The sequence below is a fragment of the Halomonas organivorans genome, assembly GCF_014192055.1.
GTDB classification, from domain to species: domain Bacteria; phylum Pseudomonadota; class Gammaproteobacteria; order Pseudomonadales; family Halomonadaceae; genus Halomonas; species Halomonas organivorans.
Map to the genome: position 1 here is coordinate 21,102 of NZ_JACHXM010000010.1, position 26,897 is coordinate 47,998.

Annotated in this window: 18 protein-coding genes and 1 tRNA gene; 11 read left to right on the plus strand and 8 right to left on the minus strand. The window is 66.1% G+C overall.

Features of this window, described 5'->3' with window-relative positions; genetic code table 11:
* Positions 1 to 410: 410 nt before the first annotated feature.
* From FHR96_RS11740 to FHR96_RS11755, 4 genes are all read right to left on the minus strand, one after another.
* Positions 411 to 1,439, minus strand: a complete 1,029-nt coding sequence (locus FHR96_RS11740; RefSeq protein WP_183387876.1) for a hypothetical protein — start codon at positions 1,437 to 1,439, stop codon at positions 411 to 413.
* A gap of 142 nt (positions 1,440 to 1,581) precedes the next feature.
* The gene (locus FHR96_RS11745; RefSeq protein ID WP_183387877.1) at positions 1,582 to 2,649 is read right to left on the minus strand and encodes a tyrosine-type recombinase/integrase; all 1,068 of its coding nucleotides are present in this window, start codon (positions 2,647 to 2,649) and stop codon (positions 1,582 to 1,584) included.
* 97 nt (positions 2,650 to 2,746) lie between these two features.
* Positions 2,747 to 2,823, minus strand: a tRNA-Ile gene (locus tag FHR96_RS11750).
* Positions 2,824 to 3,015: 192 nt separating this feature from the next.
* Positions 3,016 to 4,053: a hypothetical protein gene (locus FHR96_RS11755; protein WP_183387878.1), complete on the minus strand. Its 1,038-nt coding sequence runs from the start codon at positions 4,051 to 4,053 to the stop codon at positions 3,016 to 3,018.
* 252 nt (positions 4,054 to 4,305) lie between these two features.
* Between FHR96_RS11755 and FHR96_RS11760 the strand changes: the two genes are divergently transcribed.
* The 4 genes from FHR96_RS11760 to FHR96_RS11775 all read left to right on the plus strand — a co-directional run bounded on the left by FHR96_RS11760 (position 4,306) and on the right by FHR96_RS11775 (position 10,454).
* Complete coding sequence (locus FHR96_RS11760; protein WP_183387879.1) at positions 4,306 to 6,438, plus strand: TonB-dependent receptor; 2,133 nt, start codon at positions 4,306 to 4,308, stop codon at positions 6,436 to 6,438.
* Between the two features lie 140 nt (positions 6,439 to 6,578).
* Positions 6,579 to 7,328, plus strand: a complete 750-nt coding sequence (gene fhuF, locus FHR96_RS11765; RefSeq protein WP_183387880.1) for a siderophore-iron reductase FhuF — start codon at positions 6,579 to 6,581, stop codon at positions 7,326 to 7,328.
* A complete protein-coding gene (locus tag FHR96_RS11770) occupies positions 7,325 to 8,269 on the plus strand; it encodes a helix-turn-helix transcriptional regulator (RefSeq protein WP_246392910.1) in 945 nt (314 codons plus the stop codon). The genes fhuF and FHR96_RS11770 overlap by 4 nt, the downstream gene beginning before the upstream one ends.
* A gap of 106 nt (positions 8,270 to 8,375) precedes the next feature.
* Positions 8,376 to 10,454 (plus strand): TonB-dependent siderophore receptor, encoded by a 2,079-nt coding sequence (locus tag FHR96_RS11775; protein WP_183387882.1) that lies wholly within the window; start codon positions 8,376 to 8,378, stop codon positions 10,452 to 10,454.
* A gap of 124 nt (positions 10,455 to 10,578) precedes the next feature.
* Here FHR96_RS11775 and FHR96_RS11780 read toward each other — a convergent pair whose 3' ends face one another.
* On the minus strand, positions 10,579 to 12,375 hold the full coding sequence (locus tag FHR96_RS11780) for an ABC transporter ATP-binding protein (RefSeq protein WP_183387883.1): 1,797 nt from the start codon (positions 12,373 to 12,375) through the stop codon (positions 10,579 to 10,581).
* Positions 12,376 to 12,647: 272 nt separating this feature from the next.
* Here FHR96_RS11780 and FHR96_RS11785 point away from each other — a divergent pair, with 272 nt between their 5' ends.
* From FHR96_RS11785 to FHR96_RS11805, 5 genes are read left to right on the plus strand one after another with little or no spacing between them, the layout of a single operon-like run.
* Positions 12,648 to 13,415, plus strand: coding sequence for an ATP-binding cassette domain-containing protein (locus FHR96_RS11785; RefSeq protein WP_183387884.1), 768 nt, complete (start codon positions 12,648 to 12,650; stop codon positions 13,413 to 13,415).
* Positions 13,416 to 13,445: 30 nt separating this feature from the next.
* Positions 13,446 to 14,351: an iron-siderophore ABC transporter substrate-binding protein gene (locus tag FHR96_RS11790; protein ID WP_343066365.1), complete on the plus strand. Its 906-nt coding sequence runs from the start codon at positions 13,446 to 13,448 to the stop codon at positions 14,349 to 14,351.
* Positions 14,341 to 16,347, plus strand: coding sequence for a Fe(3+)-hydroxamate ABC transporter permease FhuB (gene fhuB / locus FHR96_RS11795; RefSeq protein WP_183387886.1), 2,007 nt, complete (start codon positions 14,341 to 14,343; stop codon positions 16,345 to 16,347). Before FHR96_RS11790 ends, fhuB begins: the two co-directional genes overlap by 11 nt.
* Positions 16,344 to 17,024 carry a DUF1007 family protein gene (locus FHR96_RS11800; protein WP_183387887.1) on the plus strand — a complete coding sequence of 227 codons (681 nt, stop codon included), beginning with the start codon at positions 16,344 to 16,346 and terminating at the stop codon, positions 17,022 to 17,024. The genes fhuB and FHR96_RS11800 overlap by 4 nt, the downstream gene beginning before the upstream one ends.
* Complete coding sequence (locus FHR96_RS11805; RefSeq protein ID WP_183387888.1) at positions 17,009 to 17,998, plus strand: nickel/cobalt transporter; 990 nt, start codon at positions 17,009 to 17,011, stop codon at positions 17,996 to 17,998. Before FHR96_RS11800 ends, FHR96_RS11805 begins: the two co-directional genes overlap by 16 nt.
* Before the next feature lie 96 nt (positions 17,999 to 18,094).
* Here the strand turns inward: FHR96_RS11805 and FHR96_RS11810 are convergent, their stop codons facing one another.
* Positions 18,095 to 20,161 (minus strand): TonB-dependent siderophore receptor, encoded by a 2,067-nt coding sequence (locus FHR96_RS11810; RefSeq protein WP_183387889.1) that lies wholly within the window; start codon positions 20,159 to 20,161, stop codon positions 18,095 to 18,097.
* A 162-nt stretch (positions 20,162 to 20,323) separates the two neighbouring features.
* The gene (locus tag FHR96_RS11815; protein WP_183387890.1) at positions 20,324 to 21,994 is read right to left on the minus strand and encodes a multidrug ABC transporter permease/ATP-binding protein; all 1,671 of its coding nucleotides are present in this window, start codon (positions 21,992 to 21,994) and stop codon (positions 20,324 to 20,326) included.
* A 220-nt stretch (positions 21,995 to 22,214) separates the two neighbouring features.
* Between FHR96_RS11815 and FHR96_RS11820 the strand changes: the two genes are divergently transcribed.
* Positions 22,215 to 24,392 carry a TonB-dependent receptor gene (locus FHR96_RS11820; protein WP_183387891.1) on the plus strand — a complete coding sequence of 726 codons (2,178 nt, stop codon included), beginning with the start codon at positions 22,215 to 22,217 and terminating at the stop codon, positions 24,390 to 24,392.
* Between the two features lie 210 nt (positions 24,393 to 24,602).
* Here the strand turns inward: FHR96_RS11820 and FHR96_RS11825 are convergent, their stop codons facing one another.
* Positions 24,603 to 25,841 (minus strand): MFS transporter, encoded by a 1,239-nt coding sequence (locus FHR96_RS11825; RefSeq protein WP_183387892.1) that lies wholly within the window; start codon positions 25,839 to 25,841, stop codon positions 24,603 to 24,605.
* An 82-nt stretch (positions 25,842 to 25,923) separates the two neighbouring features.
* Here FHR96_RS11825 and FHR96_RS11830 point away from each other — a divergent pair, with 82 nt between their 5' ends.
* Positions 25,924 to 26,847: a LysR substrate-binding domain-containing protein gene (locus FHR96_RS11830; RefSeq protein ID WP_221195798.1), complete on the plus strand. Its 924-nt coding sequence runs from the start codon at positions 25,924 to 25,926 to the stop codon at positions 26,845 to 26,847.
* Positions 26,848 to 26,897: the final 50 nt, after the last annotated feature.

Sequence of the window (26,897 nt, forward strand, 5' to 3'; positions counted from 1 at the left end):
CCCGCATATAAAACTCGAACAACAACCAAAGCGACCCTGCCCCTCAAGTGTCAACAAACAGCTTGAGTCGATCACCTTATGCACGAGACTTGGTCAATGCATTTTATTTCACTGACACTTGAGGAGCACTTTTTATAACCACAATCCTTCAGGCACATATGCATATGGGAAAACATGTCCAGCATGAGGAATGCTAGGCAGGAGAGGATGGCATTGAGTATGCGCACCACTGAGGTCACACCAGAAAGGCAGAAGAAACTTTAGCCGCTAAATTTTTCCTATGCGTCACTGAGGGATGATCACCCTCCAATCGATGTAGTATGTTGTATACTACTACAACATACTACATACAAACCCAAGAAAGCCAACCGCCTTTGCTTACAACTCATTAACAATAATAAATACAAACATCAGCTTTCATCGCCTTGACTCTCATGAAGAGTCCAAGATGCAATAGATGACGACGATAGTGTCAGCTTTAATGACTCTAAATGATCTCTGTCGACTTCCAAGTAAGCTTCTCGCCCTAACCTAGAGAGAATGAGCACATCTTTAACCACACAAAGACCACCATCTTTATCTAACACATTGATTTCAAGCGACTTAAAAAGCTCGCACCCCTCCTTCTTAAGAACCAACTCAGAAGCTTCTATATTTCCAAATTTATATATTCCCATCACACCATACGGAATCCTATCGAATCTCCCAAAGGATATGAATATCATAACAATAGCCATAAGACCTAGAACAAACTCTTTTGCGTATGGAGAGGAAGCCCCCTGAGGTGAAGCGGATGCAGTATTTATAAAAACAATAAACATCGCTGACAAAAAACCCAAAAACCATGACCTATCACTAATGCTTTCAAACTCAACGACTGACAGCCTAAAAACCAGATACAGTGGAAAAAAGATAAAAACAGCAGAGCAGAATGTCGCAGCCACTAAGAAAACAAACTCTTTACCTCCCTTGACCACACCAAAGCCACTATAAAGGCATAGATAGAATAAATACATCAACGCAACAAGACCCAGGGTTAACATCCAACACCAATTCCCTAAAAAAAGGCTTAACCCTAAACTGACATAAACAGTAAACAGGGGAATAGAAAACCAAATCAACAGGTTACGAAAACCAGAACTAGCACTACCCTCTAGCCAGTACCTTTTAAGTTCTGAATTATCCCCCAAGAACTCCCACACCCCTCTCCAGAACGACCCAGCAAAAATCATCATAATCAGCATCATTATGATGATCACAATTGAAGTGACCGAAGCTGCCGCCGTTATAGTTACCGAAGACTTTAAATCAAAATCCGGCATGTATCCTATAAGAGCGTAATAAATTACAAAAATCACACCACCTATAAGAAGCACAGCTGACCAAAACACACTAGCGACATTTTCATATAAATACTTTTCCAGCTTTTCTTTATCCATAACCACCACCTTGCTTAATATCGTCTCATGTTACAATATGAGCACTAAAGTGATCATCACCATCTCGAGCTCGCATGTTTGTTCTGATTTTACTCAGGACTTTCCTGTCTTTGTCTCCAACTGGCTAGAACAGATCAAACAGTTAAATAAAACTTTCACGCAGACCATCCAGCTTCTTCACCAAATCCTCTGCCCTGAGATGGGTATACCGCCTCAGCATCTGCATCGACTTGTGGCCACTGATCGCGGCGACCTCCTGGTCAGACAGCCCGGCCTCTACCAGCCGGCTGACGGCCTCATGGCGCAGGTCATGGAAGCGGAAGTCATCGAGCCTGGCCTGCTTCTTGGCCTGGTTCCAGAGCTTGGTGTAGGCGTAGGGGCCGCGCTTTCCATCCTTTCCAGGCTCGCCAAAGAACACCAGATCACAATCGAGCGGGCGCACCGGGTTGTTCAGCGCCTGCTTGAACACCTCGGTGGCGGCCTGAGTCAGCGGCACCAGGCGGGCTTCGTTGTTCTTGGTGTCTGTGAGGCGCACCACGCGGCGTTTCACGTCGACCTGGGAGCGAGTGAGGGTCAGGATCTCTGAGGAGCGCATGCCCGTCTCCAGGGCGATTCTGGCGATCCAGGCCAACATGGGATTGCTGTGCTGCCGTAGCACGGCGAACAGGCGCTTCTCCTCGTCGGCGCTCAGGCGCCGGTCGCGCCCTTCTCCAGGGCTGGGTTTGCGGATGTTTTGGACGGGGTTGTAGGACAGGCCCAGACCCCATTCCTGGATGGCCACGGTGTAGAGATGGCCGAGCAAGGCGAGCTCCAGGCGCACGGTATTGGCGCTGATAGGCTGGCCACGATGGCCAATACTGTTCAGGCGGGTGTCACGGAAGTTGGCAATCAGCTCCGGCGTCAGGGCCGCGAGGGAGTACTTGCCCAAGTGCTCGATCAGCGTGCTGGCCTTGTGGCGCTCGCTCTTTTGGGTGCTGGGTTTCTTGGTGGGTGTGACGTCGGCCAGGTAGCGCTTGAGGGCTGCTTCGAGCGTCATGCGCTCCGAAGCGCTGCGCTGGATATAGACACCGCGCACCATTTCGTCTTCGGTGCGGCGTGCCCAGTCCTGGGCGTCTCGTTTGGTGCGGAAGGTCTTGGCGGTGGTGGGCCAGCCGGTCTTGCGGATGACGGCTTTCCAGCTACCGGCAGGGGTCTTAACGATGGTGGCCATGAAAGTCTCCAGGGGGCTGAAGGATCGGCACTGTACCGAAACTGTACCCTTGGACTATGGGACTCACCAGGTAAAATTCGTAAGACACTGATTTAATTGGTGGGCCCAGCTGGACTCGAACCAGCGACCAAGGGATTATGAGTCCCCTGCTCTAACCAACTGAGCTATAGGCCCGTATCAGCGGTTGCGTATGATAGCGAAAGCCGCCGGCCGAGGCCAGCGGCATCATTTTTCCAGGCTAGGGAAAGTGGCATTCCCAGAGGCGCCAATCGGCGCCATCGCTCAGTGAAACTGAGCTCCTACAGGTCGGAGCCCAACCTGGGGGCTGCAGACCTGCCATGCCAGCGGCATGGCGATCCGACCGGGTCAGCCCATCTCCAGAATGGTATAGGGCGCTTCGCAGGCGTGGCGCTCGTCGCGTTCGTCGACGCTGCCGAGCTTGAGGTTGCGGTCGTTGTCGTAGGCCACGAACAGTCGCTCGCGGTCGAGCACCGCCAGGCCTTCGGCCTTGTGCTCGAACTCCAGCGGCGCGCCCTCGGGGGTGGTCACCAGCCGCGGGATCTCGCCGTCGCGGAACTCCTCCAGGCTCATCTCCCACAGGTAGCCGCCGATGCGTTCCTCGCCGCCCTCCTCGACCTCGAAGCTGGTCAGTAGGTAAAGCCGGGCGTGGTAAGGGTCGTATTCCAGGCTGGAGAGCCCGCACTCGAAGCGCACGCCGGCCTGCTCGTGGGGCACGAAGCTGAAGTGCTCGCGCAGGGCGTCGATGAACTCGATGTTGCCGCCGTCGGTGATCTGGTAGTGCGCCCCCACCACGCGGCTCACGTACGCGAAGTCGTCGTGGGCGTTGCCCTGCTCGCGCACGCCGAACAGCAGCAGGCCATCGCCGCGGTTGCCGGGCACCGCGGCCAGCCCCTCGATCTTGTAGTAGGGAAAGCCGATGGCCGCGTCGAGCTTGCGGCGCAGCTCCAGCGAGCCCTCCACGCCGTCGCGCGGGTCGGGGTCCACCACCTGCACGGCTTCGGGCTCGCCCAGCGGCCAGATCAGCAGGTGATTGTAGTCGTTCAGCGCATGGCTCTCGTCGTCGATACGGTCGAAGCCGGTCACCGCCAGCACGTGGCGGCCGTCGGTGGTCAGCGCGAAGTCCTCGTACTTCACCGCCTGCTGGAGACGCTGGGTGGTGAAGTATTCCAGCCGCGTATCGTCGGGGCCCTCGGGCGTCAGCGGCAGGGCGAACACCGCGGAGCGCTCGTTGCCGGGCACCGGCTTGTCGCTGGCCAGCAGCAGCCGCTCGCCGTCGTAGAGCACGGCCGAGATCTCGGCGTTGACGATCTTGCCGGCCTCGTCGCGCAGCCCGGCGGGAAAGCAGTGGATGGTGCCTTGCTGCAGGATCCGTGCGTTGGCCATGGATAGCCTCCGTGTGGGAATGGCGAAGCTTGCCCAGCCTAATACAGCCGCTGGGCGCCGCGCGATGACCTCGCTGCCATGCATGCCCTGAGGTGTCCCGGGCTATCTCGTCGCACGCCCCCGCCTGTCGCGGCCCAGGCCCGTATCGACCTCGATTACGAATAAGAACCTTTCTTGTTCTTTGCATATTTGGCTATACTCGCCGGCTCTTCATGCAATTGACATCCATTATCAGAAAGATTCAGGGAACCCATGAACCCACGTCACCTGGCCGCCAGCGTTGCGGCCCTGACCGGCGCCCTAGCCGGCCCGACCTTCGCCCAGGCCGCTGCCCAAGCCACCAATGAGACCGACATTCAGGACACCATGGTGGTGGTCGGCTCGCGCACCCCCACCGAGATCAGCCGCATTCCCGGGGCGGTGTGGGTCGTCGACCAGCAGCAGCTGCAGACGCAGCTGCGCACCGGTGCCGACCTGAAGACGGCCCTGGGCAAGCTGGTGCCCGGCCTGGACCTGGCGCCCCAGGGGCGCACCAACTACGGCCAGAACATGCGCGGGCGCAGCGTACAGGTGTTGATCGATGGCGTGTCGCTGAACAGTTCTCGGGGCCTGTCGCGCCAGTTCGATGCCATCGACCCCTTCAACATCGAGCGCGTCGAGGTGCTCTCGGGGGCCAGCAGCCTCTATGGTGGAGGCGCCACCGGCGGCCTGATCAACATCATCACCAAGAAAGGGGATCGAGAGGGCATCCACCTGGCCACCGAGGCCGGCATGACCTCCGGCTTCAACGGCGCCGACGACCTGGACTACCGCCTCGCCCAGTCGATGAGCGGCGGCAACGAGACCGTCCGCGGCCGCCTCGCCGTGGCCTACCAGGACAACGGCCGCCACTTCGATGCCGGCGGCGACGAAATCTTCCCCGACATCGCCCAGACCGACCTGCAGGACAATCGCAGCATCGACGTCATGGGCAGCCTGGACGTGCAGCTGACCGAGCAACAGAGCCTGCAGTTCGGCGCCCAGCTGTACCGCTCCGGCTACGAAGGGGATCGCGGGGTCTACTTCCCGAACCTGGACGCCGCCAGCCCCGACCTGAACGACGCCGAGATCCGCGACGGCTATGCCTCCGACCGCGATCCGGCCACCGACCGCAAGATGGTCAACCTGCAGTATCACCATGCCGACCTGCTCGGCCAGAATTTCTACCTGCAGGCCTTCCACCGCGAGGAAGAAGCCAGCTTCCAGGCCTTCCCCTATCCGGTGGCCGGCGGATCGGAGTTCCGCGCCTCCCGGCAGAACACCGACCTCTCGGGCCTCAAGGCGCTGTTCGATGCCGACCTCACCGACACCCTGTCGCTGACCTACGGCCTGGATCTGGACCGCGAGTCATTCGACGCCACCCAGATGACCTTCGACAAGGCCGTCTCCGACGCCAGCGGCGGCCTGGTGCAGGAAGAGGCCGGCGTGACGCCGCGCTACCCCAGCTACAGGGTCGACGGCATCTCGGCCTTCGCCCAGGGGGAATGGCAGGCCACCGAGGGGCTGCAGCTCTCCGCCGGCGTGCGTCGCCAGCACATGGACGTCGAGGTCGAGGACTTCCAGGGAATTCCCGGCGGCGAGAACGACTATGACGCCACCCTGATCAACGCCGGTGTCCTCTACGACTACGGCAACGGCCACCAGAACTGGCTGCAGTTCAGCCAGGGCTTCGAGCTGCCCGACCCGGCCAAGTACTACGGCAAGAGCGCCGAGGTCAGCGTCGACCAGAACCCGCTGTCCGCCATCAAGACCGACCAGGTCGAACTGGGCTGGCGCTACAACAGCGGCGCCTGGATGACCCAGGCGGCGCTCTACTATGCCTGGTCCGACAAGGCCGTGGAGAATGCCGAGGATCTCAGCGTCAGCGTGGTCGAGGAGAAGAAGCGCGACTACGGCTTCGAGGGCGCCGTGACCCGCTACTTCGACAGCGGCCTCGAGGCCGGCGCGACCCTGCACCTGGTACGCTCCGAGCAGGAAAACGCCGACGGCGAATGGGAAAAGCGTGACGCCCGCTACGCCTCGCTGTCCTCCGCCACCGCCTTCCTCGGCTGGCAGGACCTCCAGGGCGAGCGCTCGGCGCGCCTGCAGGCCAACCACGCCTTCGACCTGGAGGACGACAACGACCGCGAGATCGACGGCTTCACCACCCTGGACCTGAACCTCCGCCAGGCCCTGCCGGTCGGGGAAGTCAGCCTCGGCGTGGCCAACCTGCTGGACAAGGAGTATTCCACCGTCTGGGGGCAGCGCGCCGCGATGTTCTACTCCCCCTATTACGGCCCGGAATACCTCTACGACTATCAGGGCCGCGGTCGGACCTATACCCTGACCTGGTCCATGGACTATTAGGCTCTATACGACAACTGAGGGCTCTCGCCCCACCCCGCGCCCACCCACTCGGTGGGCGCTGTCGTTTCGCCGCCCGCCATTTTGATAACGATTACCATTTGATATAAGATACCGACGTTTCCTTCGGCGGTGGATGTGCCATGACTCTCGCGCTGTCGCAGCTCTATATCGGCCCCCTGCAGCACCTGCCACCCCCGCAGGTCGCGGCGACGCCCGCGGCCGACAGCGTGCCCGCCCGCCACCTGCTCGATCCCGCCTATCTGGCCGCGCTGCTCGAGCGCTTCGGCGTCCAATACGGCAACGGCGACCGCCGGGCCGTGGCCTCGCTGTGGTCCAAGTGGCATTTCAGCGCGCTCTGCGCCCACGGCCTGGCCGCCAACCTGCTGCTGGAACGCGACCTGCCGCTGGGGCTGGACGAGCTGCACCTCGCACAGTCGTCGGAGGGCCAGACTACCGGGCTCCATCTGCTGCACGCCGGCCGGCCGCTCGATGAGCTCGACGGCCTGTCTCGCTTCGCCACCCTGCTCGATGGCCACCTGACGCCGCTGATCGAGGCCCTGGCCTCCCTCACCGGGGCCTCACCCAAGGTGTTCTGGAGCAACGCCGGCAACTACTTCGAGTACTTCGCCGGCGCCCTGCCGAGCCATCCCATGGCCTCGCCCCACGGCGCCGACGAGGCCCACCGCCTGATGGCCAGCCGCCAGCTGGCCGATGGGCGCCGCAACCCGCTGTATCGTCCGGTGCGCTATCTCGAGTCCGGCGACGCCGAGGCACCGCGTCGGGTGCGTCGGCTGTGCTGCATCCGCTACCTGCTCGACGAGCTCGGCTACTGCGGCAACTGCCCGCTCGAATGCCGAGGCGATGCCCGAGCGGCAAAGGCGGTCTCTTGAGCGCGATCGCTTCCCAGGTACGCCAGCATACCGCCCGCGACTTGCAGGCCTACGGGCGGCGTTACGGCATCGATTACCGGGTGCCGGCGCTGCACGCCAGGGCCGAGGAGCCGGTGGTGCGCGGCGAGGTCCGCGAGATGGCCCTGGGCCAGGGCATGGAGCTGGTGGCCTCCGACGTGGAGGTGCTGCATCGCTACGACTCCCGCTCCCGGGCGCCCTCGCCGCTGTCGATCGTGGTCATGCTGGAGGGCCGGGCCGAGGTTCGCCTGGCGGACCGCCGCCTGGTCCTGACGCCGGGCACGGCGCTGAGCGTGCAGCTCGATGCCCGCCACGGCCTGCAGGCCACCCAGCCCGCCGGGCAGCGCATCCGTGCCCTGACCCTGGGGCTCGGCGAGGCGCGCCTGGCCGAGCTGGGCGCGGCGCCTGCGGGCCACGAGGGCTCGCGCATGCATGCCTGGCAGCTGCCCACCCCGCTGCGCCAGGGGCTCGAACAGGCCCTGGCCTCGCCGCTGCCCGAACGCACCCAGGGCCTGTTGCTGGAAGGCCTCGGCCTGCAGCTGCTGGCCCACGGCCTGCCACCGAGCCTGGCGCATGACCCCGCGCCCTCGGCACGACTTTCACCGGGGGAATATCAGCGCCTGGTGCGCCTTCGTGCCACCCTGGAGGAGACCCCCGCCGCCGAGCATCGCCTGGAGACCCTGGCCCAGGCGGCCGCCATGAGCCCCGCCAGCCTGCGGCGCAAGTTCCGGGCGGCCTTCGGCCGCAGCGTCTTCGACTACCTGCGCGACTGCCGGCTCAGCCTCGCCCACGACTATCTCCAGCGCGGCTACAGCGTGCAGCAGGCCGCCCACTTCTGCGGCTACCGCCACGCCACCAACTTCGCCACCGCTTTCCGGCGCCGCTACGGCGTGTCACCGAGTTCCCTCGGCCACGCGAACTGAGCATCACGCATAGATGAGTGAGCGTGGCGCATACCTCGACCCGCCCCATAAAAAGCAATAATTCTCATTACTTAGCGTTACCCATTCACATCACAGGATCCCCCTCATGCCGACCCCACGCCCCCTGGCACTGGCGGTAGCGCTCGCCGCTGCCGGCTCGTCGCTCATGGTCCAGGCCCAGGACACCGAACAGCTCTCCACCCTGACCGTCACCGGCACCGCGGCGACCAAGACGGAGACACCGTTCAGCGAGACGCCCCAGGCCATCTCGGTCATCGAACGCGAGGAGTGGGAAGAGCGCGGCGCCGAAACGGTGCAGCGCGCCGCCGACTACACCCCCGGCGTCTTCACCAACCAGATCGGTGCGTCCAATCGCTACGACTATCTGGTGCTGCGCGGCTTCTCCGACGGCAGCATCAACAACACCTTCCTCGACGGCCTCAAGGTGATGGGCGATGCGGGCTCGTTCAGCTCGATGGTCATCGACCCCTACTTCCTCGACAGCATCGAGGTGGTCAAGGGGCCGGCCTCGGTGCTCTATGGCCGCGCCTCCCCCGGCGGCCTGGTGGCGCTGACCAGCAAGCGCCCCGAGTTCGAGCGTTCGGGCCAGCTGCGCCTGGGCGTCGGCAACAACGCCCACAAGAGCGCCGCCTTCGATCTCACCGGCCCGCTGGACAACGAGCGCCGCCTGGCCTACCGGCTGACCGGCCTGGCGCGCAGCGCCGACACCCAGTTCGGCCCGGTCGAGGAGCAGCGCTACGCCCTGGCGCCCTCGCTCACCTGGGACGCCACCGATGACACCAGCCTGACGCTGTACGCCTACCTGCAGAAGGATCCCGAGGGCGGCTACCACTCCGGCCTGCCGTTCGAGGGCACCATAAAGAATCACGCCGGCCGTCGGCTCTCCAACACCTTCTTCGAGGGCGAGGAGGACTTCGAGGCCTTCGAGCGCGAGCAGCGGATGTTCGGCTATGCGCTGGAGCATCGCCTCAACGACGCCCTGACCTTTCGCCAGAACGCCCGCTACCTGAACGCGGACGTCACCATGAACCAGGTCTACGCCTACGGCTGGGCCAACGATACCGACCTCATCCGCTACTATTCCGGCGGCCAGGAGGACCTCAAGGCCTGGACCGTCGACAACCAGTTGCAGGCCGAGCTCACCACCGGCGCCGTCGACCACACCCTGCTGTTCGGCGCCGACTACCAGCAGCGCGAGAACGACGTGCTCTGGGACTACGGCACCACCGCCTTGCTCGACGTGACAGACCCGCAGTACGGCAGCGACGTCGCGATCTACCAGACCGACGACCAGCAGCGCGACCTGAACCAGACCGGCGTCTACCTGCAGGATCAGATGGCCGTCGGCAACTGGCACATGGTGCTGGGCCTGCGCCACGACTGGGTCGACATCGAGAACACCAACGAAGGCACCGGCACCCGCAGCGAACTGGACGACACCCAGCTCAGCGGCCGCGCCGGGCTGCTGTATCGCTTCGACAACGGCGTCTCGCCCTACGTCAGCTACTCCACCTCTTTCTCGCCCAATGCCTATGCCGACGCGAACGGCGACCTGCTGGCGCCCACCGAGGGCGAGCAGGTCGAGACGGGCCTGAAGTTCCAGCCCAATGGCACCCGGGACCGCTACAGCCTCGCGCTGTTCCACATCTCCCAGGAGAACGTCGCCACCAAGGACCCCAACGAGAGCTTCTACCGCGCGGTGGGCGAGATCGAGTCCCAGGGCGTCGAGCTCGAGGCCCATACCCAGCTGACCGACAACCTGCGTCTCCAGGCCGGCTACAGCTTCACCGACGTGACCTACGCCAAGACCGAGGACGACACCCAGGGCAACGCCGCCAACCAGGTGCCGCGTCACCAGGCCAGCGTCTGGGCCAACTACGCCTTCGACCGCGGCGCCCTGGCGGGCCTGGATGCCGGGCTCGGCGTGCGCTATCACGCCGACATCCACGCCGACGAGGAAAACACCGAGAAGGTCCCGGACTACACCCTGGTCGACGCCACCCTCGGCTATGACATGTCCCGCGTGGGCCTCGACGGCGTCTCGGCGCGACTCAACGTCGGCAACCTGCTCGACAAGGAGTACGTCGCCTCCTGCTACGACCTCAACTACTGCTACTTCGGCGCCGAGCGCAGCGTGAAGGCCACCCTCAGCTACGATTTCTGAGCCGGCCGTTACGACGCTTCGCCACTACACCACGACGACGCAAACCGGCGGCCCTCGGGCCGCCGGTTGTTTGGTGCGTTGCATCTTGCCGCCCGGCCGTCCTGCGCCGAACTCTCGGGAGCCGCTAGAAGGTGGCGTCCGCTGCCTCCAGCTCGCCGGTCTGCACTCGCCACTGGGCGGCATAGCGCCCGTCGCGGGCCAGCAGCTCGCGGTGGCTGCCGCGTTCGGCCACCCGGCCCGCCTCGATCACCGCGATCTCGTCGGCATGCACGATGGTCGAGAGGCGGTGGGCGATCATGATCACCGTGCGCCCGTGACCGATGCGCCTGAGCGAGCGCTGGATGGCCGCCTCGGTCTCGTTGTCCACCGCGCTGGTGGCCTCGTCGAGCACCAGGATCGGCGGATCCTTGAGCAGCGCCCGGGCCAGCGACAGCCGTTGGCGCTGGCCGCCGGACATCCGCACGCCGCGCTCGCCCACCGCGGTGTCGAGCCCCTCGGGCAGCGCCTGGATGAAGTCCCAGGCCTCGGCGGTGCGTGCCGCTTCGATGATCTCGGCCTCCCCGGCGTCGGGCCTGCCGTAGGCGATGTTGTCGCGGATCGAGCCCTCGAACAGGTAGACGTCCTGGCTGACCAGCCCGATCGCCCCGCGCAGCGAGGCCAGCGAGACCTCGTGAAGCGGCTGGCCATCGACGGTCACCCGCCCCGCGGCCGGCTCGACGAAGCGCAGCAGCAGCTTGATCAGCGTCGACTTGCCGGAGCCGGTGGCGCCCACCAGCGCCAGGGTATGCCCCGCCGGCACCGCCAGGTCGATGCCCTCGACCCCGGCACCGGACTCGCTATAGCGGAAGGCCACGTCCTCGAAGCGCACCTCGCCGCGCACCGGGGCGGCGAGCACCCGGCCGGCGTCGTCGCGCACCCGGATCGGCGTGGCCAGCAGGTCGAGGATGCGCCGGGTGCTGGCCATGGCGCGCTCGAACAGGTCGATGACCTGGGCCAGCCCGGTCAGCGGCCACAGCAGCCGCTGGGTGAGGAATACCAGCACGCCGTAGGCGCCGACATTGAGCTCCCCCCTGAGCGCCATCATGCCGCCCACCGTGAAGGTGGCCAGGAAGCCGGTGAGGATCGCCATGCGAATCACCGGGATGAACGCCGAGCTGATGCGAATCGCCCGACGATTGGCCGCCACGTAGGCTTCGCTTGCCTGACGCAGGCGCTCGGCCTCGCGGGCCTCGGCGGTGAAGCTCTTGATGGTGGCGATGCCCGCCAGGTTGTTGGACAGCCGGCTCGAGAGCTCGCCGACCCGCTCGCGCACCTCGGCGTACAGCGGCCCGGCCTTGCGCTGGAAGTAGAAGGCCCCCCACACGATCAGCGGGATCGGCGTGAAGGCCAAAAGCGCGATCAGCGGCGAGAGCACGAAGAACACCGCGCCCACCGCCACCACCGTGACCCCGACCTGGATCATGGAATTGGCGCCGCCGTCGAGGAAGCGCTCGAGCTGGTTGACGTCGTCGTTCATGGTCGCCACCAGCTGCCCCGAACTCTTCGATTCGAAGAAGCCCATGTCCAGGCGCTGGACGTGCTCGTAGGCGTCCTGGCGCAGATCGGATTGCAACCGCTGGGCCAGGTTGCGCCACAGGATCTGGTAGAGGTACTCGAACAGCGACTCGCCGGCCCAGATGAAGAAGGTCAGCACCCCGAGGATCAGGATCTGCTCCTTCGCCGAGGTGAAGCCGAGCCCGGCAACGAAGCTGTCCTCCTGGTTGACTACCACGTCGATGGCCACCCCGATGAGGATCTCCGGGGCAATATCGAACAGCTTGTTGATGATCGAACAGACGGTGGCGGCAATGATATGACGACGGTGCCCGCGGGCGTAGCGCAACAGGCGTCCCAGGGCCCTGAAGCTACTGGTACTCGACATGCGTGACTCTCCATGACAGCGCAAGGGGGCGTCGCCCGACGGCCTCATGCACCGCCAGGCGAGCGGGGATGGCTACCATACCCTGTCGCCGGGCCCCTGTCCCGTCGCCACGGCCTCCGTCCGGGGACGGTCCGACAGCCATCGTCATCGCGATGAATCGAGGCTCAACAGCAGTACATTGATAACCATTCTTATTCCAGGTACCCTCGGGCAGTCGCCCGTTTCCGGCCTTCTTCCGGGCGGAGCGCACTCTACGAGCCACGGAGTCCACCATGTTCGACGCCCAGGCCGCGACCTTCGAGGTCAACGGCAAACGCCTGCTGTCTCCCATTGACCTGCGCTTCGAGGAAGGCCAGGTCCATGGCCTGATCGGCCACAACGGCTCGGGCAAGTCGACGCTGCTCAAGCTGCTGGCCCAGCAACAGCCCGCCAGCGGCGGCGAGATCCGCTTCGACGGCCGCCCCTTGAGCGACTGGGGCAATCGTGAGTTCGCCCGCCAGGTGGCCTACCTGCCCCAGCACCTGCCCAGCGCCGAGTCGCTGACCGGACGCGAGCTGATCGGGCTGGGGCGCTATCCCTGGCACGGCCTGCTGGGGCGCCATACCCGAGAAGATCGCGAGCAGGTCGAGCGCGCCATCGCCTTGACCCATACCGAGCCCTTCGCCGACCGGCTGGTGGACACCCTCTCCGGCGGCGAGCGCCAGCGCGTCTGGCTAGCCATGCTGCTGGCCCAGGGCAGCCGTTTCCTGCTGCTCGACGAGCCGCTGGCGGCGCTGGACATCGCCCATCAGGTCGAGGTGCTGGCCCTGACGCGCCGACTGTCCCAGGAGCTCGGCCTCGGCGTGATCATCGTGCTCCACGACATCAACATGGCCTCGCGCTACTGCGACCGCCTGGTGGCGCTGCACGGCGGCCGGCTGCTGGCCCAGGGCACCCCGCCCGAGCTGATGACCGGCGATACCCTCGAGGCCATCTACGGCATCCCCATGCACGTGATGCGCCACCCCATCGGCGAGCACCGGGTCGCCATCGCCCACTAGTCGCGCCCTCAATCGATCATGGAGCCTATCGTGTCTGCCCTTCGCCGCCCTCTTCGGCGCCGCGTCGCACGGCCGTTCGTCGCCGTGCTGGCCCTGTTCTTCGCGGCCCTGGCCCTGCTCTGCGCGTCCCCGGCCATGGCCGCCCAGCCACGCCTGGCCACCCTCGACTGGACGGTGGCCGAGACCCTGGTCGCTCTCGGCACGCCGCCCGCGGCGGTCGCCCAGGTCGACGCCTATCGCGCCTGGGTGAAGGCGCCGACCCTGCCCGACTCGGTCACCGACCTGGGGCTGCGCACCCAGCCCAACCTCGAGCTGCTGGCCAGCCTGGCGCCCTCGCGCATCCTGATCTCGCCGATGTTCGCCAACCTCACCCCGCGCCTCGAGCGTATTGCCCCGGTGGACAACCTGTCGCTCTATAGCCCCGGCCGCGACACCTGGACGGAGATGCGCGAGCTGACCCGCCGGGTCGCCGATATCGTCGAACGCCCCGAGGCGGCCACGCGGCTGATCGAAACCACCGAGTCACGCCTGGCGACCCTCGGCGAGCGGCTCGACGAGGGCACTCCGCCCCTGCTGGTCGTGCAATTCATGGACGCGCGGCACGTGCGGGTATTTGGCGACAACGGCCTCTACCAGGCGGTACTCGACCGGTTGGGCATCACCAACGCCTGGAGCGGCACCACCAACGCCTGGGGCTTTGCGCTGGTGCCCATCGAGGCGCTGATCGGCCTCGACGCCCGGCTGGTGGTGGTCGAACCCTATCCGGCGGGTGTTCGTACGCCCCTGGCCGACAGCGGCCTGTGGCAGCGGCTGGTCGCCGAGAGCCGCGGTGCGCCCCTCACCCTGGCGCCGGTATGGAGCTTCGGCGCCCTGCCCTCGGCGCAGCGCTTCGCCGAACTGCTGGTCGCAGCACTGGAGAACGACGATGCCCGCTGACACGCTCCCCCACCCTTCTTCCGCGCCGCGCCGACTGACGCCGGGCCGCGCCTGCCTGCTGCTCGGCCTGATGCTGACAGCACTGGCGCTCGCCCACCTGCATGCCGGCCCAGGCCTGGCGGAGGGCCTGACCGCGCTGCTCGCGGCCCCCGGTTCGGCCGCCGACACTCTGGTGCTGCATTTCGCCTGGTGGCCACGCCTGGCCATGGCGCTGCTGGCCGGGGGCGGCCTGGCGCTGGCCGGGGTGCTGATGCAGCAGGTGCTGCGCAACCCGCTGGCGGCGCCCACTACCCTGGGCGTGGCCAGCGGGGCCAACCTGGGGCTGATGGCTGCCAGCCTTGCGGCGCCGGGCCTGCTGGCGCTGGGTCGCGAGTGGGTGGCCCTGGCCGGCGGTGGCCTGGCCATGGGGCTGGTGTTCCTGCTTGCCTGGCGGCGCGGGCTGTCGCCGGTGGTGGTGGTGCTCAGCGGGCTGGTGGTCAATCTCTACCTCGGCGCGCTGGCCATGGTGCTGCTGCTCTTCCACCAGGAAGCGCTCAAGGGCCTGCTGATCTGGGGCGCCGGCTCGCTGGCCCAGAACGGCTGGCAGGATGCCGCCTTCCTGGCCCCGCGCCTGGCACTGGGTGCCCTGCTCGCTACCTGGCTGCTGCGCCCGCTGAGAGTGCTGGAACTGGATGAAGCAGGCGCGAAGAGCCTCGGCGTATCGCTCAAGTGGCTGCGCCTGGGCGGGCTCGGCCTGGCGGTGTTCCTGACCGGCTGCGTGGTCAGCGTGGTCGGCATCATCGGCTTCATCGGCCTGGCGGCGCCCAACATCGTGCGCCTGGCCGGCGCCCGCCGGCTGGGAGCGCGGCTGGTCTGGTCGACCCTGCTCGGCGCCCTGCTGCTGGCGACCACCGACCAACTGCTGCAGCGCTACGCCGGCATCCTGCCGACGCTGATCCCCACCGGCGCCACCACCGCCGCCCTGGGGGCGCCGCTGCTGCTGTGGCTGATCCCCCGCCTGCGCCTCGGCGGCGAGTCGCCCCCCCGCGAGGCCCATGCCGTCGGCACCCGGCATCCGGCGCCCCGGCGGCTGGCCGCCGGGCTGGCCATCGCCCTGCTCGGCGTGGCGGTGATCGCCGCCCTGGCCGGCCAGGGCGGTGACGGCTGGCAGTGGGCATCTCCCGCCAATGGCGAGCTGCTGCAGTGGCGGCTGCCGCGCCTGCTGGCCGCCGCCGGCTGCGGCGTGATGCTGGCCATTGCCGGCACCCTGATCCAGCGACTGACCGCCAACCCCATGGCCAGCCCCGAGGTGCTCGGCATCAGCGGCGGCAGCGCCATCGCCCTGATGGGCGCGATCTTCCTGCTGCCCGCCCCCGGCAACCTGACCCTGGTCGGCGTCGGCACCCTGGGCGCCCTGACGGCGCTGGCGGTGCTGGTGCTGGTCAACCGCAAGAGCGGCTTCCAGCCGGCGCGCCTGCTGCTCACCGGGGTGGCGATCACCGCGCTGTTCGAGGCGATCAAGGCCGTGGTGCTGGCCGGCGGCGACCCGCGCGGCCAGCAGATCATCGCCTGGCTGTCCGGCTCTACCTACTACGTCGACGCCACCAGCGCGGGAGTCGTGGCCGCCGCAGCCCTGCTGCTGACGATGGCCGCCGCGCCGCTCGCCCGCTGGCTGGATATCCTGCCGCTGGGCGGCGCTACCGCCGCCGCCCTGGGCATTCACCTGCGCCGGGCGCGGCTCGCCCTGCTGCTGCTGGTGGCCCTGCTCACCGCCGCCGCAACCCTGGTGGTGGGGCCGCTGTCGTTCGTCGGCCTGTTGGCGCCCCACATGGCCCGGCTGCTGGGGTTCGCCCGCGCCCGTGCGCATCTCGCCGGCGCGGCATTGGTCGGCGCCCTGCTGATGGTGCTGGCCGACTGGCTGGGCCGGCAGCTGCTGTTCCCCCAGGAGATTCCCGCCGGCCTGGTCGCCTCGCTGCTCGGCGGCGCCTACTTCATGTGGGGGCTGAGACGACTATGAGCGCTGCGCACTCGGTCGCCCGGCGCCCTGCCGGCCTGGGCCTCGCCACCCTGCTGCTGTCGCTGTGGCCGCTGCTGGCCGCGGCCCATCCCCACGGCTGGGTGGACGTCTCGGTCCGGGTCATGACGGATGAACAGGGACGAGCCGAGGCGCTGGAACAACGCTGGCGCCTCGACCCGTTCTACAGCCAGCTGCTGCTGGAGGAGCTGCGCGCCGCCAAGGGCGAGGCCTCGATGGAGGCACGCCTCGACCGGCTCGGCGTGGAGATCCGCCATAACCTCGCGCCCAAGCACTACTTCACCCACGTGACCCGGGACGGCCGGCCGGTCGCGCTCGGCGAGGTCGACGACATCACCACCCTGGCCCGCGATGGCCGCGTCGAGCTGATGTTCCGGCTGCCGCTGGCCACGCCCCAGCCCCTGGACGGGGCGCCGATGCGCTATCGCATCTATGACCCGACCTACTATCTCGAGGTCGTGCACGAGGCGGACAACGAAATACCCAGGCCGGACGCGCTGCGCGTCGCCGGCGCCGACTGCACCACCCGCATCCTGGCCGCCGATCCCGATCCGGCGAAGGTCGCCGAGGCGGCGAGCCTCGACCGCGGCGAACAGGCGGAGGAAGGACTGGGACGCTTCTTCGCCGAAACGGGAGAAGTGCAATGCAGCCCTCGCTGAAGCGCATGACATCTGCGCGGCGCTGGCCCAGGCTGGTCGGGCTCGGCGCGCTGACCCTGGCGGTGCTGGCCAGCGCCTGGTACGTCGCCGGCCAGGGCCTCGGCCTGGAGCTGGTCGCCTGGCAGCGGGACCTGCATCGCGCCCTGACCGAGGCGATCACCCGTCTCAGCGACGCCCCGGGCACGACCGCCTGGCTGAGCCTGCTGGGCCTGAGCTTCGGCTACGGGGTCTTCCATGCCGCCGGCCCCGGCCACGGCAAGGCGGTGCTCAGCACCTACCTGCTCAGCCAGGGCGGGGCGCTGCGCCGGGCGCTGCTGCTGTCCTGCCTGGCCTCGCTGCTGCAGGCGCTGGTGGCCATCGGCCTGGTCACGGTGCTGGTCCACGGCCTGGGCTGGCTGACGCGCCAGGCCATGGGCTCGGTGACCTGGCTCGAGCAGGCCAGCTACCTGCTCGTCGCCCTGCTGGGGGGCTGGCTGTGCTGGCGGGCGCTGGCCGGGCACGGCCACGCTCACCGGGCCGACGCCCATGCTCACGACCATGACCATGACGCACACGAGTGTGACTGCGCCCATCACCTGACGCCCGACCAGGCAAAGGACTGGCGCGGCGCCCTGGCCGTGGTGGTCTCGATCGGCATGCGCCCCTGCAGCGGCAGCGTGCTGCTGGTCGGCGCCGCCTCCCTGCTCGGGCACTACTGGAGCGGCGTGCTGGCGGTGCTGGCCATGGCCGCGGGCACGGCCCTGACGGTCTCGGCGCTGGCACTTGCCAGCGTGATGGCCCGGGACTGGGCCGAGCGCCGCCTCGCGCGCTCGACGCTCGGCTCGAACGTCGAGCGCTGCCTGCGCGCGGCCGGCTTCGCGGGCGGTGCCATCATCCTGATGCTGGGGCTGTCGCTGTTCGTGGCCGGCGGGCAGGCCCCCGCGGACCTGCCGCTGCTCGACCCAGCCCCCACGACCTCGCCCTTCGGCGGCTAGCCGGCCGCACGGCCACTCCCGCGCCTGGGACGCCTGGCCCAAACGACCGCGCCCGGCCAGTGGGCCGGGCGCGGGAGGCTCGATGAGCGGAGCCGCTCAGAAACGGTAGCTGAGGCTACCGATCACGCTGCGCGATTCACCGTAGTAGCACCAGTAGTCGCAGCTGGCGATGTACTCCTTGTCCGTCAGGTTGTTGACGTTGACCTGGGCCCGCCAGCTGCCGGCGAAGTCGTAGCGGGCCATGGCGTCGACCAGGGTGTACTCCGGCACCGAGACATCGCCGTAGACGCTGCCGCCGACGTAGCGCACGCCGCCTCCCAGCTTGAGCCCTTGCAAGGCGCCTTCCTGAAAGGCGTAATCCAGCCAGGTCGAGGCCTGGTGACGCGGAATCAGGCTCTTGCGCTGGTCGTCTTCATCTTCAGCGTCGGTGTAGGTATAGGCGGCGGTGAGCTGCAGCTGGTCGGTGAGATAGCCGACGCCTTCCAGCTCGAACCCTCGAGAGGTCTGCTTGCCGCTCTGCTCCTGACGGCCGCCATCGGGCGAGGTGACCAGGCTGTTGCGCTGCTCGAGGTCGAAGACCGCCGCGGTGACGTAGCCATCCCACCCCGGGGGCGCCACCTTGATCCCGGCCTCCCACTGCTCGCCCTCGAGCGGCTCGTAGAGACGACCGTCGTCGTCGACGCTGGCCTGCGGTTCGAAGGACTCGGTATAGCTCAGATAGGGATTGATGCCGTTGGCGCCGAGATACATCACGCCGCCGGACCAGGAGACCTGGTCGTCGTCGGCGCGCTGCGTGGTTCCGGCGGTGCGATCGACGTTATCGGTCTGTGCCTGGTCATAGCGCACGCTGCCGAGCAGCACCCAGCGGTCGTCGATTCGCAGCTGGTCCTGCACGTAGAGGCCGGTCTGTTGCTTGTCGATCTTGCGATCGGTCAACTGATCCTCGGACACCGGGGTAAAATTGCCGTACTGGGGATCGAAGATGTCGATGGGCGAGCCGAAGGGATAGGGATCGGCTTCCTTGCCCTCGAGGCCCAGGTCCTGATACCCGACGCCGAGCAGCAAGGTGTTCTCCGTGCGATCGGTATACCAGTTGCCGATCAGGCGGTTGTCCATCGTCCAGCTGTCGATCTCGCCATCGCGGTAGACCAGGCCGCGGCCGGCGGTGCGCTCGTCGAGCTGGGCCAGCACATAGGTGCTGCGCAGCGCCAGGTCCATGTGGCTGTAGCGCAGGTTCTGCTCGAAGCGCCAGGTATCGTCGAGACGATGGCGCAGCTCATAGCCGATCGACGCCTGGGTACGCTCGTTCTTGTCGTAGTCCGGCTCGCCGTAGCTGGTCTGCGGATCGACCTTGCCGAACGGGGTGTCCTGAACGGTGCCGTAGAGCAGCTTGAAGGGATTGGTCGGTACCCCGTCATCCTTCTGCACGCTGGCCAGGAAGGTCACGCTGGTATCGTCGCTGAGATCCACCGCCAGGCTCGGTGCGAAGTAGTAGCGCTCGTTGTCGGTGTGGTCGAGATCGCCGTCGCGCTCCTTGTAGAGCCCCACCAGACGATAGCGCACGTCGCCGCTCTCGGTCGCAGGCCCCGAGGTATCGAAGGCGAACTGGCGATGGTCGCGATTGCCGAACTGAAGCTCGATCTCGCCCTGGCGCTCGGCGGTGGGTCGCTTGCTGACGGCGTTGATCAGGCCACCCGCCGGCGCCTCGCCGTAGAGGATCGATGACGGCCCCTTGAAGACGTCGACGCTTTGCAGGCCATAGGGCTCGGGCAGCCACTGGTAGTAGCCGGTCCGATAAATGCGCAAGCCATCCTGATAGGTGGACTGGTCGAAGCCCCTCACCTTGAACCAGTCGGTATCGTTATCCGCCCCGTAATGGCCGGAGAGCACGCCGGCCCGGTAGCGGAATGTCTCGTCGAGGCGCTGGACGTTGCGTTCGTCGAGCTCTTCCCGCTCGACCGTCGAGACCGGGCGCGGCGTCTCCACCAGCGGGGTGGCCACCTTCAGGGCGGTGGCACTGACGACCAGGGTGTCGGACGCCATCTCGGCGGCGTCGTCCTGGGCCAGCGCCAGGGAGGACGCGCCGACCAGGGAGAGGCCCAGGCCATAGCGGACGGCAGCGGTCAGGGGAGACAACCGCCACGGGCGGGATGATGCACGCATGTTGTATGCCTCGGAGAACAGGGAGCAAGGGAGAGCCAGTACGGAACGATATGTTCGACATTAGCGATCTTGTGGATGATAATCGCTTTTATTTAGATAGGCAATTCCCTTCCCGCCCCGCCACCCGCTGGCATCACGAACGCGCTCCCCCTTGCGCCATCCTCAAGGCGTCGCTTCGTCCAGCCGTGCCACGGCATCGCGGCTGACCCGCTCTCGCTGCCGCCCTGTCAGCTCGCTCAGCCGTCCATCGCGCATCTCCAGCAGGCGGTCGGCACGGTCGAAGTAATGATCATCGTGGCTAATGGCCAGCACCGTCTTGCCCATGTCCCTGAGCCGCGGCAACAGCTCATGGTAGAAGACCCGTCGGAACTGCGGGTCCTGGTCGGCGGCCCACTCGTCGAGCAGCAGGATATCGCGCTGCTCGGCAACGGCCATCAGCAGCGCCAGGCGCTTGCGCTGCCCCTGGGAGAGCTCCGGGTTGGTCACGCGCTGGCCCTCGAACGCCAGCTTGTCACGCATCGCCAGGTACTCGAGCCACGCCTCGACCAGCGCCGGATCGGGCGTCGCGCCCTCGGGGCCGACCAGGTCCGTGAACTGGTGGAAGTCGGTGAACACCGCGGAGAACCGCTGGCGATACGCCGCTCGGTTGGCCTCGTGCATCGGCTCGCCGTCCAGCAGCAGCTCCCCCGCCTCGGGGCGATACAGGCCGGTCAGCAGCTTCGCCAGGGTCGACTTGCCGCTGCCGTTGCCGCCGATCAGGAACACCAGCTCGCCGCGACGCAGGGTCAGGTCCAGGGGGCCGACCCGAAAGCCCGGCGCCCCATTGTCGCCGGCATAGCGGAAGCTCACGCCGCGCAGGCTCAGGGTCTGCCAGTCGCCCGCCGGGACCTCGGCCACCGCAAAGTCCGTCTGCGGCTCGGCCAGCTCCAGCGCGGCGATCTTGTCGAAGGCCACCTGAGCGCTCAGCAGCGTCGGCAGGGCCCCTACCGCCTGGATCAAGGGCGTACGCAGGAACAGCAGGGTCAGCGAATAGGTGGCCGCCACCGAGGTGCTGGCCCAGCCCAGCCCGTTGGCCAGGTAGAACACCACGCCGATGGCACCCAGCATCATGATGTTCGACCAGTTGACGGCGCTCAGGTGGTAGGTGTCGGCGCGAATGATGTGGCCCCGATAGTCGCGGGCATCCGGCTCGTAGCGCTCCCGGTAGAGGCGCCGCGCCCGCCCGCGGTTGAGCGCCAGCTCCTTGCGGCCGTGGATGACCGCCTCGTAGTCGCGGTAGAGCCGATCCTCGCTCTCGCGCACCTGCGCCAGATGCCGGTAGACCCGCGCCACCAGCCAGGAGCCGCCGGCGATGGTGACCGCCAGCCACAGCGCCGTCACCGCCAGCAATCCGGGCGACAACCAGCCCAGGTACAGCGCCGACCCGGCGGTCAGCACCACGCCCTGCACCAGCTCGGGCAATCGCACGAAGGCGATGGTGATGTTGCGCACGTCGCTCGACAGGCTGGCCAGCAGCTCGGCGCTGCCCAGCCGTTCCAGCCGCTCCACATCGGTATCCAGGATCTGCTTGACCAGGCGACCGCGCAGGCCATAGACGAAATGGTGCCCCAGTGAGGTCAGCGCCAGCTGGGCGGCCAGGGTGACCACCAGCAGCGCGACGATCACGCCGAGGAAGGCCGGCAGCACGCCCGCCGGATCACCGACCGTCTCGATCAGCCGCTGGTTGATGAAGGCGATGGCGCCGATGCCGAGCCCGGCGCTGGCCAGGCTGAGCAGCATGACGGCCAGGAAGGGCCAGCGATAGTGGCGAAAGACGACGCGCAACAGCTCCACGATGAATCCTTGTCCCAGGTCGAAAGGCGGGGGCATTGTGCGCCGCTGGGCACTCACGTCAAGGCGCCAGCACCCGAGACCTGGACCACCCGCCATGGTCTTGCGGCTGCATTGCAGCCGCAAATGAAAAACGTTATCGTTCGCTTCGTATTTTACCGACACAGCGTCGATCAACAACAAAAAACGCATATATCGAATCGAACAAGGGACATTCCTCACCATGTCAATGCCACAACGACAGCGCCGATCTCGACTGCGCCTGCTGCCCCTCGCCCTCTGCTCCACCCTGCCCGCCACGGTCTTCGCCCAGGCCGGCACGGCCGCCGACGCTCCCCAGGCGGCCACCGGCGGCAACGAGCTGAACCCGCTGGTGATCACCGCGACCCGCAACCGCAGCAGCGCAGGCGAGACCCCGCAGAAGGTCACCATCATCAGCCGCGAGCAGATCGAGCAGCAGTTGGCGATCACCCAGGACCCCAGTCAGGTGCTCAGCAACCTGATCCCCTCCTACTCGCCCAGCCGCCAGAAACTCAACAATACCGGCGAGACCTTCCGCGGCCGCTCGGTGCTGTTCATGATCGACGGCGTGCCTCAGTCCAACCCGCTGCGCGACGGCGGACGCGACAGCTATGCCATCGACCTGTCCATGGTCGAGCGCATCGAGGTCATCCACGGCGCCAGCGCCGAGCACGGCCTGGGCGCCACCGGCGGCATCATCAACTACGTGACCAAGAAACCGGATGGCGCCGGCATCCGCCAGCATGTCGGCATCAGCCTGACCAGCGACGACGACTTCGAGTCGGAGGGCTTCGGCCACAAGCTGGACTATCGGCTCAGCGGCCAGCAGGGCGACTGGGACTACGTGGTAGCCGCCAGCCGCCAGGAGCGCGGCGTCTTCTACGACGGCAACGATGAACCGGTGGGCATCGCCTATCATGGCGAGATCCAGAACTCGGAGAGCTACGACCTGCTGGCCAAGGCGGGCTACTGGATCGATGAGGACCAGAACCTCGAACTCTCCCTCAACCATTTCGATCTCGATATTAACGACGACTATGTGCCGGTATCCGGCGATCGCTCCGCCGGCATCGCGACCAGCGCGCGCAAGGGGAATCCTGACGGCGACCCTGGCTATAACGAGGTCACCACCGCCCGGCTGTCCTATTCTCACGCCGACTGGTACGGCAACAGCGTCGACGCCCAACTCTACACCCAGCGCTTTCGCGCCCAGTTCGGCGCCACCGGCCTGGGCTCCTTCCCCTACCAGGACAGTGCCGGCAATACCCTCTACGACCAGACACGCAACGAATCCGACAAGGTCGGCGCCAAGTTCACGCTGAGCCGCGACGGCCTGCTGAACGATCGCCTGACCCTGACCACCGGCCTCGACCTGTTGCAGGACGAGACCCAGCAGGTGCTGGTGCAGACCGGTCGTCAGTATGTCCCCGAGAGCCAGTTCCGCAACGTGGCGGCTTTCCTGCAGGGCGACGTCGACCTGACCGACTCGCTGAGCCTGCATGCCGGCGTTCGCCAGGAGCATGCCAAACTGAGCGTCGACGACTACTCGACCGTGGACCGCGGCACCAGCGTCGAGAATGACCTGGTCTCGGTGGATGGCGGCAACCCCGACTTCGACGAGACGCTGTTCAACGCCGGCATCGTCTACCAGGCCACCGACTGGGCCCAGCTCTATGCCAACTACTCCGAAGGCTTCGGCATGCCCGACGTGGGGCGTGTACTGCGGGGCGTCAGCACCCCCGGCCAGGACGTCGACACCCTGATCGACCTCTCGCCCATCGTCACCGACAATCGCGAGATCGGCGCCCGCTTCAACTGGGACCGTTATGGGCTCGAGCTGAGCTACTACGAGTCCAACTCCGACCTGGGCCAGCGCATCCAGCCCGACGACGCCGGCAACTACCGTGTCCAGCGGGAGAAGACCGAGATTCAGGGCTTCGAGATCACCGGTGAGACGCGGGTGAGCGACGCCCACCAGTTGCGGCTCTCCTACACCCACGCCGAGGGCGAATCCGATACCGACGGCGACGGCAGCGTGGACACCAAGCTGACAGGCCGCGACCTGGCCCCGGATACCCTCAAGCTGGCCTGGAGCGCGGCCTGGAACGACAAGCTCTCCTCACACCTGCAGTACAGCTATTACCGCGACCGCAGCTTCGACGACCCGGCGATCGAGTTCGACGGCTACGGCCTGATCGACGCCTCGCTGGCCTATCGCCTGCCGGTGGGCCGCGCCAGCCTGGGCGTCGAGAACCTCACCGACAAGGACTACTTCACCTACTACTCACAGTCGTTCCCCCAGTCGTCCGCGCTCGAAGACGATCTTTACTTCAAGGGCCGGGGGCGGACCCTGACCCTGAGCTACCAGCTCGACTTCTGAGCCACGTCTCCTCCAGCACTGGCTTGCTTGGCGGCGCCGCATGGCGCCGCTTTTTATTTCTCGCTGCCTTGACGCACAGAGACGCGCCCCTGTCTTTACCCGCAACCAAGACAGACGCCCTCCTCGAACGACCGTCGCCGCCAGCATGCCGTTGTTAAGGTCAGGCGAGTCGCACCGGGCATAGCCGGCAGTCACAGTCACACGCGATGGCTATGCCGATGCCGGCCGCCCTTTATCCAGGGCAGGACGCTCGCTGATAGGCCAGTGCAGTGCCACGGCGACCAGGCTCAGGGCGACGGCCGTCCACCACAGGCTGTCGTAGCTGCCCGTCGTCTCGAAGAGCCAACCGCCCAGCCAGACGCCGCTGAAGCTGCCGAGTTGGTGTCCCAAAAAAACCACCCCGTACAGGGTCGCCATGTAGCGAGTGCCGAACATCGCCACGACCAGCCCCGTGGTCGGCGGGACGGTAGCCAGCCACAGCAGTCCCATGACGGCGCTGAACCCCAGCACCGAAGGCAGACTCAACGGCAGCAACAGAAACAGCGTAATGGCGACGGCGCGCCCGCCATAGATCACGATCAGCACAGTGCGCATGGAGAAACGTCCGGAACAGGTTCCAGACAGCAGCGCCCCCGCCACGTTGCAAAGCCCGATCAGGCTGATTGACCAAGCGGCGACGGACGGGTCGAAGCCGGCGTCGGCGAGGAAAGGAGGCAAGTGCACCGTGATGAAGCCGATATGAAAGCCACAGACGAAGAACCCCAACGTCAACATCCAAAAGGACGCATGGCCACGCGCCAGGCTCAGGGTCTCCCGAAGCCGTTGCTCGGCCTGCTGTGTTCCAGGTTCCATCTTGTTCGACCCCGCCGCACCCTGGCGGGCCGCCAGGGGCATGGCCAGAACTGCCATGCCCAGCGCCATCACGGCCATCACATGCAAGGCACCGCTCCAGCCGAGGCCATCGATCAGCCGCTGGATCACTGGCACCAACAGGAACTGGCCCATGGAACCTGCGGCCGTGCCCACGCCCAGCACCGACTGCTGTTGGGAAGGCGACACGGCCCGCGCCATCGCCGGCAATACGATGCCAAAGGCAGTACCGGCCACCCCCGCCCCAATCAGGAACCCAGCACCGCCATTCAGCATCCAGACCGATGCCACATCGGCGGTCATCCAGATCCCTAGGGCGTACAGCACGGCGCCGGCAACCAGCACTTTGACGTTACCGAAGCGGTCGGCCAGTCCACCCGCCAGCACCGCGATCACCCCCCAGGCGAGATTCTGGATCGCCAGGGCCAGCCCCATGACATCACGTCCCCAATCGTTGACCTCCTGGATCGGCTGCACGAACAGGCCGAAGCTCGAGCGCAGGCCGAACGACAGCATCAGCAGTAAGCAGCCACTGACGATCAACCATAGGCTGGCGGCTGGCAGGCGGGCGATAGACATGGCACTCCTCCGAGGGTTGGCGAACAAGAAGCGTCATCTTCGGAGAGCCTGGGCCACTAAACAAACTAGAAACATGGGCCACATGAATGAGAAAATCTATGCCATGAGCCAACCACCTCTGAAAGCGATCCAGTGTTTCTGCCTGGCCGCCCGCTATCTCAGCTTCAAGCAAGCCGCCACGGAAATGGCCGTGACGGCCGGCGCCGTAAGCCAGCAGGTCAAGGTTCTGGAGCACTGGCTGGGTTTCTCGCTATTCCGGCGACGCGCTCGCTCCATCACCCTGACCGAAGCGGGCAACGCCTACTACCATCGCGTCGTCCCGCTCATGGAGGAACTGGTAGGCGTCAGCCACAGCATCCAACAAATGGACCGCGCCCGTGTCGTAGGGCTGGCAGTGCCACCCGGTCTAGCAGCGTTCTATCTAGGCCGGTTGCTGCCGGCACTGCGGCAGCGTTTTCCCGACATCGAGCTGCATATCTACGCGTCCTCCCTACTACATGAACTGCAGGAGAGTGGCAGCGACCTCGCATTGCGTTATCTGACTCGTCCCGATGACACTCTGGACTGCACCCGGCTGGTGACGCTCAACGTGTTTCCGGTCTGCAGCCCTGAGTACCTCGAGGCCTTCCCTTCGTTGCGGGATGGCAAGCTAGATGGGGTCACCCTGATCCACGATAGTCTGCATCAGGACTGGAATCGCATGAGGCAAGCCCACGCACTTTCGGCCCAACGAGTGGAGCACCTGCATTGCGACCTGTCTGTGCTCGCATTGGAGGCCGCCGAGCGGAGCCTGGGCGTCGCCCTGATCGATGGCATGCTCGGCCACCACTCCCTGGCAGCGGGTCGCCTCGTCCACCCGCTCACCGCTTCCCTGCCAGCGCGGCGGCATCTTTATCTGGTGCACCGGCACTCACCAGAGCCGACGCCCGGCGCCGAACGGGTCAAGCAGTGGCTGATCGATAGGTGGCAGAGTGACACCGGCATGGACGGCCTAGATATCATCTGAGGGGGCCTGGACCGTTGCCTTGCCCTCGGCGACACGCCAACGATGCCCAT

What these genes read in the sequence shown, in the direction of transcription:
- FHR96_RS11740 (WP_183387876.1), bottom strand. Translation starts at nt 1,439, where the DNA reads ATGGATAAAGAAAAGCTGGAAAAGTATTTATATGAAAATGTCGCTAGT.
- FHR96_RS11745 (WP_183387877.1), bottom strand. Translation starts at nt 2,649, where the DNA reads ATGGCCACCATCGTTAAGACCCCTGCCGGTAGCTGGAAAGCCGTCATC.
- FHR96_RS11755 (WP_183387878.1), bottom strand. Translation starts at nt 4,053, where the DNA reads ATGGCCAACGCACGGATCCTGCAGCAAGGCACCATCCACTGCTTTCCC.
- FHR96_RS11760 (WP_183387879.1), top strand. Translation starts at nt 4,306, where the DNA reads ATGAACCCACGTCACCTGGCCGCCAGCGTTGCGGCCCTGACCGGCGCC.
- fhuF (WP_183387880.1), top strand. Translation starts at nt 6,579, where the DNA reads ATGACTCTCGCGCTGTCGCAGCTCTATATCGGCCCCCTGCAGCACCTG.
- FHR96_RS11775 (WP_183387882.1), top strand. Translation starts at nt 8,376, where the DNA reads ATGCCGACCCCACGCCCCCTGGCACTGGCGGTAGCGCTCGCCGCTGCC.
- FHR96_RS11780 (WP_183387883.1), bottom strand. Translation starts at nt 12,375, where the DNA reads ATGTCGAGTACCAGTAGCTTCAGGGCCCTGGGACGCCTGTTGCGCTAC.
- FHR96_RS11785 (WP_183387884.1), top strand. Translation starts at nt 12,648, where the DNA reads ATGTTCGACGCCCAGGCCGCGACCTTCGAGGTCAACGGCAAACGCCTG.
- fhuB (WP_183387886.1), top strand. Translation starts at nt 14,341, where the DNA reads ATGCCCGCTGACACGCTCCCCCACCCTTCTTCCGCGCCGCGCCGACTG.
- FHR96_RS11800 (WP_183387887.1), top strand. Translation starts at nt 16,344, where the DNA reads ATGAGCGCTGCGCACTCGGTCGCCCGGCGCCCTGCCGGCCTGGGCCTC.
- FHR96_RS11805 (WP_183387888.1), top strand. Translation starts at nt 17,009, where the DNA reads ATGCAGCCCTCGCTGAAGCGCATGACATCTGCGCGGCGCTGGCCCAGG.
- FHR96_RS11810 (WP_183387889.1), bottom strand. Translation starts at nt 20,161, where the DNA reads ATGCGTGCATCATCCCGCCCGTGGCGGTTGTCTCCCCTGACCGCTGCC.
- FHR96_RS11820 (WP_183387891.1), top strand. Translation starts at nt 22,215, where the DNA reads ATGTCAATGCCACAACGACAGCGCCGATCTCGACTGCGCCTGCTGCCC.
- FHR96_RS11825 (WP_183387892.1), bottom strand. Translation starts at nt 25,841, where the DNA reads ATGTCTATCGCCCGCCTGCCAGCCGCCAGCCTATGGTTGATCGTCAGT.
- FHR96_RS11830 (WP_221195798.1), top strand. Translation starts at nt 25,924, where the DNA reads ATGAATGAGAAAATCTATGCCATGAGCCAACCACCTCTGAAAGCGATC.